5 protein-coding genes and 1 pseudogene are annotated in these 6627 nt (G+C 61.2%); all 6 read right to left on the bottom strand.

Annotated features, from left to right (window positions below):
• A partial coding sequence (locus MRY84_RS04065) for an acetyl-CoA C-acyltransferase (protein ID WP_291504472.1) occupies positions 1–1112 on the bottom strand: 1112 nt, incomplete at its 3' end.
• A 43-nt stretch (positions 1113–1155) separates the two neighbouring features.
• Positions 1156–3255: a 3-hydroxyacyl-CoA dehydrogenase NAD-binding domain-containing protein gene (locus MRY84_RS04060; protein WP_291504471.1), complete on the bottom strand. Its 2100-nt coding sequence runs from the start codon at positions 3253–3255 to the stop codon at positions 1156–1158.
• A gap of 350 nt (positions 3256–3605) precedes the next feature.
• On the bottom strand, positions 3606–4301 hold the full coding sequence (locus MRY84_RS04055; protein ID WP_291504470.1) for an ABC transporter ATP-binding protein: 696 nt from the start codon (positions 4299–4301) through the stop codon (positions 3606–3608).
• A 1-nt stretch (position 4302) separates the two neighbouring features.
• Positions 4303–5076: an ABC transporter ATP-binding protein gene (locus tag MRY84_RS04050; protein ID WP_291504469.1), complete on the bottom strand. Its 774-nt coding sequence runs from the start codon at positions 5074–5076 to the stop codon at positions 4303–4305.
• A 26-nt stretch (positions 5077–5102) separates the two neighbouring features.
• Positions 5103–6113: pseudogene (locus MRY84_RS04045) on the bottom strand (branched-chain amino acid ABC transporter permease); the annotation flags it as partial.
• Positions 6014–6627, bottom strand: a 614-nt coding sequence (locus MRY84_RS04040; RefSeq protein WP_291504468.1) for a hypothetical protein, incomplete at its 5' end; no start/stop codon positions are given. The pseudogene MRY84_RS04045 and the gene MRY84_RS04040, both read right to left, overlap by 100 nt.

Below are 6627 nucleotides of genomic sequence, written 5' to 3'. Positions count from 1 at the left end.
TTCTTGGCGCCGCGGCGCTTGCCTTCGATGAGTGCATGGCCCGTGAGGCGCTGGCCCGACACACCGTAGGGGTGGCCGAGGGCAATCGCGCCGCCGTTCACGTTCAGGCGGTCGGCCGGGATGCCCAGCGTGTCGCGGCAGTACAGCACCTGCACGGCAAAGGCTTCGTTCAGCTCCCACAGGTCGATGTCCTCGACCTTGAGGCCCAGCTTTTTGAGCACCTTGGGCACCGCGAACACAGGGCCGATGCCCATCTCGTCAGGCTCGCAGCCGGCCACGGCAAAGCCGAGGAAGCGGCCCAGGGGCTTCAAGCCCTTGGCGCTGGCGTACTGCTCGCTGGTCACCACGCAGGCGCCCGCGCCGTCCGAAAACTGGCTGGCATTGCCGGCCGAGATCAGGCCGCCGGGCAGCGCGGGGCGGATGCCGCTGATGCCTTCCTTGGTCGTGCCTTCGCGCGTGCCTTCGTCTTTGCTCACCGTGACCTGCTTGGTGATCAGGCCCAGCGTCTTGTCAGCGATGCCGGCGGTGACGGTGATGGGCGCAATCTCGGCATCGAACAGGCCGGCGGCCTGGGCTGCGCAGGCCTTCTGCTGGCTGGCGGCGCCGTACTCGTCCATGGCGTCACGGCCAATGTTGTAGCGCTTGGCCACCTGCTCGGCGGTCTGCAGCATGCTCCAGTAGATCTCGGGCTTCTGCTTGGCCAGCGCCAGGTCCTGGATCATGTGCAGGTTCATCTCCTGCTGCACGCACGAGATGCTCTCGACACCACCAGCCACATACACGTCGCCCTCGCCCGCGATGATGCGCTGCGCGGCGGTGGCGATTGTCTGCAGGCCCGAGGAGCAAAAGCGGTTGATGGTCATGCCAGACGTGGTGACTGGCAGACCCGCCTTGAGCGCGATCTGGCGGGCGATGTTGCTGCCCGTGGCGCCTTCCGGCGTGGCGCAGCCCATGATGACGTCGTCCACGTCGGCGCCGTCGATGCCGGCACGCTGCACGGCATGCTGCACGGCATGGCCGCCCAGCGTGGCGCCGTGCGTCATGTTGAACGAACCCTTCCAGCTCTTGGCAAGCGGCGTGCGGGCGGTGGAAACAATCACTGCGGAGGTCATGTGAATTCCTTGTCTATTCGGTATTGCGGTGCACGCGGGCTGTTTACTGGAAGGCCTTGCCTTCAGCGGCGAGCTTGGCCAGCAGGGGCGCGGGCTTCCAGGCGTTGGCGTCGTCCATGGGGTTCTGCGCAAAGCGGTTCATGGCCTGCACCACGTTGAACAGGCCTACTTCGCTGGCGTAGTGCATGGGGCCGCCGCGGTGGATGGGGAAGCCGTAGCCCGTCAGGTAAACCATGTCGATGTCGCCGGACTTGCTGGCGATGCCCTCTTCCAGGATCTTGGCGCCTTCGTTCACCAGCGCGAACACGAGGCGCTGCACGATCTCTTCGTCCGAGATCTTGCGCGGCGTGACGCCCAGGGTCTTGCGGTGGTCCTCGATCATCTTGTTCACCACGTCGCTCGGGATCGCATCGCGCTTGCCGGCCTGGTAGTCGTACCAGCCTGCCCCGGTCTTCTGGCCGAAGCGGCCCATCTCGCACAGCAGGTCCGCGGTCTTGCTGTACTTCATGTCGGGCTTTTCGGTGTAGCGGCGCTTGCGGATCGCCCAGCCAATGTCGTTGCCGGCCAGGTCGCCCATGCGGAATGGGCCCATGGCAAAGCCGAACTTCTCGATGGCCTTGTCAACCTGCTGGGGCGTGGCGCCTTCGTCCAGCAGGAAGCCAGCCTGCTGGCTGTAGCGCTCGATCATGCGGTTGCCGATGAAGCCGTCGCACACGCCCGAGACCACCGCCGTCTTCTTGATCTTCTTGCCCACGGCCATCACGGTGGCCAGCACGTCTTTGGCCGTCTCCTTGCCACGCACCACTTCGAGCAGCTTCATCACGTTGGCAGGACTGAAGAAGTGCATGCCGACCACGTCCTGTGGACGCTTGGTGAAGGACGCGATCTTGTCCACGTCCAGCGTGGACGTGTTGGAGGCGAGGATGGCGCCGGGCTTGGCCACAGCATCCAGTTGCTTGAACACCGCCTCCTTCACGCCCATCTCTTCGAACACGGCCTCGATGATCAGGTCGCAGTCCCTGAGGTCGTCATAGCTCAGCGTGGTGCTCAGCAGGGCCATGCGCTGCGCGTACTTGTCCTCCTTGAGCTTGCCTTTCTTGACCTGGGCCTCGTAGTTCTTCTTGATGGTGCCGATGCCGCGGTCCAGGGCTTCCTGCTTCATTTCCAGGATCTTGACGGGGATGCCGGCGTTCAGGAAGTTCATGGCAATGCCACCACCCATCGTGCCCGCGCCAATCACGCCTACCTTCTGGATGTCGCGCTTGGGGGTGTCCGACGGCACGTCAGGAATCTTGCTCGCAGCGCGCTCGGCCATGAACAGGTGGCGCAGCGCGCGCGATTCTGGCGTCCACATCAGGTTGATGAAAATCTCGCGCTCGACCAGCATGCCCTCGGCGAACTTCTTCTTGGTCGCTGCTTCGACCGCGTCCACGCACTTGGCGGGCGCGGGGAAATTTTTGGCCATGCCCTTGACCATGTTGCGCGCGAACTGGAAGTAGGCATCGCCTTCGGGGTGCTTGCAAGGCAGATTGCGCACCAGGGGCAGCGGACGCGCGTCGGCGACGCTCTGCGCAAACGCCAGGGCCTCCTCGGCCAACGACTCGGGCGATGCTGCCAGCTTGTCGAACAGCTTCTGGCCGGGCACGCCGGCGATCATTTCGCTCTTGACGGGCTCGCCGCTCACGATGAGGTTGAGCGCGGCTTCTACGCCGATCACGCGGGGCAGACGCTGCGTACCGCCGGCGCCAGGGATCAGGCCCAACTTGACTTCAGGCAGCGCGATGGAGCAGCCAGGCGCCGCGATGCGGTAGTGGCAACCCAGCGCCAGCTCCAGGCCGCCGCCCATGGCCACCGTGTGCATGGCGGCCACCACGGGCTTGGCCGAATTCTCCACCGCCAGGATCACCGACAGCAGGTTGGGCTCCTGCAGCGATTTGTCGGTGCCGAATTCCTTGATGTCGGCACCGCCCGAGAAGGCGCCGCCCGCCCCTGTAATGACGATGGACTTGACCGCCGCGTCGGCATTGGCGCGGGCCAGGCCGTCCACGATGCCCTGCCGGGTTGCCAGCCCCAGTCCGTTGACGGGAGGATTCGCCATGGTGATCACGGCAACGGAGCCGTGGACTTTGTATTCAGCGGTCATGGTGCTGTTGTTCCTTGGAAAGTTGAAAAAGAACGGTCGTGCGTTTTTATTGTAGAGACTTCAATCGCCTTTGACAGTGTCAATTTGTCCCGGGCGGGACAAGGCTTGGCGACAGCGGCGGCCACGCAGGCAAAAAAAGAGGCGCTATAAATCAGCGCCTTTCCAGGCCAAGCTAGCAGCAGCGCTTGCCGGCCTCAGATGAGCCCACCGCGTCCAGAAACTGGCGCGACCCCAAGAAGGGGCAGCCTAGCCAGGGCCGCCCCACAGCGAGGGCTGCGTCCCCCTTCCCGATTCGCGCAGCGATTCGAGAGAAGGGGGATGGCGCGCAGCGCCTCAGGGGGATCGCCCTGCTAAACCTCCAGCCACTCCTTGCGCACGTAGGCATCGGCCCGCAGGCTGTCCGGCGTGCCCTGGAACACGATGGAGCCATGGCCCATCACCAGCGCCCGGTCCGAGATCTTCATGGCGATGGTGAGCTTCTGCTCGATCAGCAGCACAGAAATGCCCCGTGCCTTGATGGTTTGCAGGTACTCCCCCACCAGCTCGACGATCTTGGGGGCTAGGCCTTCGGTAGGCTCATCGATGATGATGAGGTCAGGGTCGCCCATGAGCGTGCGGCACAGCGTGAGCATCTGCTGCTCGCCACCGGACATCACGCCAGCCTCGGTGTGCTGGCGCTCCTTCAGGCGCGGGAACATGGCGTACATGTCGTCGAACGACCAGCGGCTGTTCTTGCCGCTGCCCTTTTGCCCCAGCATCAGGTTCTGGTGCACGGTGAGGTTGGGAAACACGTCACGGCTCTCGGGCACATAGCCCAGGCCAAGGTGGGCGATCTCGTAAGCCTTCTTGCCGTTGAGCGGCTGGCCCTTCCACTCGAGGGTGCCCTCCCAATCCACCAGGCCCATGATGGCCTTGGCCGTCGTGGAACGGCCCGAGCCGTTGCGGCCCAGCAGGGCCACGATCTCGCCGGGCTGCACATCAAAGGTCACGCCATGCAGCACATGGCTCTTGCCGTAGTAGGCGTGAAGATTTTCGATTTTCAGCATGTCAGTGTCCCGCCCCTTGCTCGTCCGCGACAACGGAGCCCAGATAGGCTTCCTGCACGCGCTGGTTGGCGCGTACCTTGTCAGGCGTGTCGAAGGCAATCACCTCGCCATACACCACCACGGCGATCTTGTCGGCCAGACCGAACACCACGCCCATGTCGTGCTCCACAGTGAGCAAGGTGCGGCCTTCGGTCACCTCCTTGATGAGCTGGATGAAGCGCGTGGTCTCGGTCTTGCTCATGCCGGCGGTGGGTTCGTCCAGCAGGATCACGTTGGCCCCGCCCGCAATCGTGATGCCGATCTCGAGCGCGCGCTGCTCGGCATAGGTGAGGTTCATGGCCAGCGTGTCGCGCTTCTTGTCGAGCTTGATCATCTCCATCAACTGCTTGGCGCGATCATTGGCGTCGTGCAGGTTCGACAGAAAGCGCAGGAACGTGTACTTGTAGCCCATGCTCCAGAGCACGCCGCAGCGCAGGTTTTCAAACACCGACAGCTTGGGAAAGATGTTGGTGATCTGGAAACTGCGCGAGAGTCCCTTGCGGTTGATCTCATACGGCGCCAAGCCATTGATGCGCTGGCCATTCAAAATCACGTCCCCGCTCGTGGGCGCAAAGCGCCCGCTGATCAGATTGAACAGCGTGGATTTACCCGCACCGTTGGGGCCGATGATGGCCACGCGCTCGCCCGGCGCAACCGCCAGGTTCGCACCGCGGATGATCTCGGTCTTGCCAAAGCTCTTGCGCAGGTCGCGCAGTTCCAAGGCGTATGTCGTCATGTTGGTTGCGTTGTCAGCCGCCATGTTCACAGCGCCTCCCCACGCTTGATTTCATGTTCGATCTCTTCCTGGATCGTGCCCCACTGCCGCACAAACTGGCGACGGCAAAGTTCAAACAGCCCGAAACCGGTCACCATCACAAAGATGGCGCCAAACCAACTTGTGAATCCCTTGGCATTGAGCGTTCCGCCCAAAAATGTCAACTCGGGGCCCAGGGCCGCATTGAGCTGCAGGTGATAGGTCATCTCGATCATGCAGGCTGCACCCATCACACCCACCAGCGCCGTGCCCGCCAGCGCCAGGTACGAAACCCACAGCCGCCCCAGCTTGCCGTACTTGGCCACGCGCAGGTTCATCATGATCAGGCTGGCGATGCCGCCGGGTGCATACATCACCATGAACAGGAAGACCAGGCCCAGGTACAGCAGCCACGCCTTGGACAGCTCGGAGAGCAGCACCGAGGCCAGCACCAGCAGCACCGCGCCGATGATCGGGCCGAAGAAGAACGTGGCGCCCCCCAGGAACGTGAACAGCAGGTAGCCTCCGGAGCGAATCACGCTCAGGCTGTCCGCGCCCGTGATGATCTCGAAGTTGATCGTTGCGAGGCCTCCACCGATGCCCGCAAAAAAGCCCGCGATGATGAACGCGAAGTAGCGCACGCGCTGCGTGTTATAGCCAATGAACTCCACACGCTCGGGGTTGTCGCGCACTGCGTTCAGGATGCGCCCCAGCGGCGTGCCGGTGAACGCAAACATGGCGGCTGTGCAGACGAAGCAATAGGCGGCGATGAGGTAGTACACCTGGATGGCGGGCCCGAAGGTGATGCCAAAGAAGGGCTTGCCGTAGACCCGGTCGGTCGTGATGCCGCCCTCCCCGCCAAAGAACTCGGGGAACATCAGCGCCATGGAGGCGACGAGTTCACCGATGCCCAGCGTGATCATGGCAAACGTGGTGCCCGACTTCTTGGTGGTAACAAAGCCCAGCAGAATCGCAAAGAACGCACCTGCGAGGCCACCCACCAACGGTATGAACACCAGTGTAGCCGCATGGCAACTTGTTTAATTCTATTGAGATCGTCACCTAATACTTGCATGTCAATGGCTCTTCCCCCAGGACCTATTTGTGGTTCTTTAAAGTTAATAGCTACTGCGTCTGGGATCACACCGACTAGCTTGCGCCATGCCATGAAAATCTCACTTAAGTTTGCTTTTCGCTTCTCAGATTTTAGTAAATCTGCACTTACTGTTACAAGATGGTTACCTTTGGAATCTACATCTAAATTTTCACCATATTGAATAGTGACTTGTTGAATAATTTTTTGTTGATATTTTTTTTCTAAGTTACGATCTACTTCCCATAGTGCGTTCGATATAAGATTTGCAATTCTTTCTGTTTTTTGAAAGGGAATACCCTGTGGTAATTGTACTCTTGCTTGAATGACATCACCTTCAATTTCAGGGAAGGCTAAAAATTTTATATTGCCATTCATAATCAAGAACAATGAAAATACAAATAATGCAACAATGCTGCCTAAGAAAAAATAGCGGTAAT

It is taken from the genome of Acidovorax sp. (assembly GCF_022763525.1).
GTDB lineage: Bacteria > Pseudomonadota > Gammaproteobacteria > Burkholderiales > Burkholderiaceae_C > Acidovorax.
This window is presented reverse-complemented; position numbering and strand designations above follow the sequence as displayed.

Bases quoted from the DNA above. Each gene is read 5' to 3' on its own strand.
- MRY84_RS04060 (WP_291504471.1), bottom strand. From the start codon at position 3,255: ATGACCGCTGAATACAAAGTCCACGGCTCCGTTGCCGTGATCACCATG.
- MRY84_RS04055 (WP_291504470.1), bottom strand. From the start codon at position 4,301: ATGCTGAAAATCGAAAATCTTCACGCCTACTACGGCAAGAGCCATGTG.
- MRY84_RS04050 (WP_291504469.1), bottom strand. From the start codon at position 5,076: ATGACGACATACGCCTTGGAACTGCGCGACCTGCGCAAGAGCTTTGGC.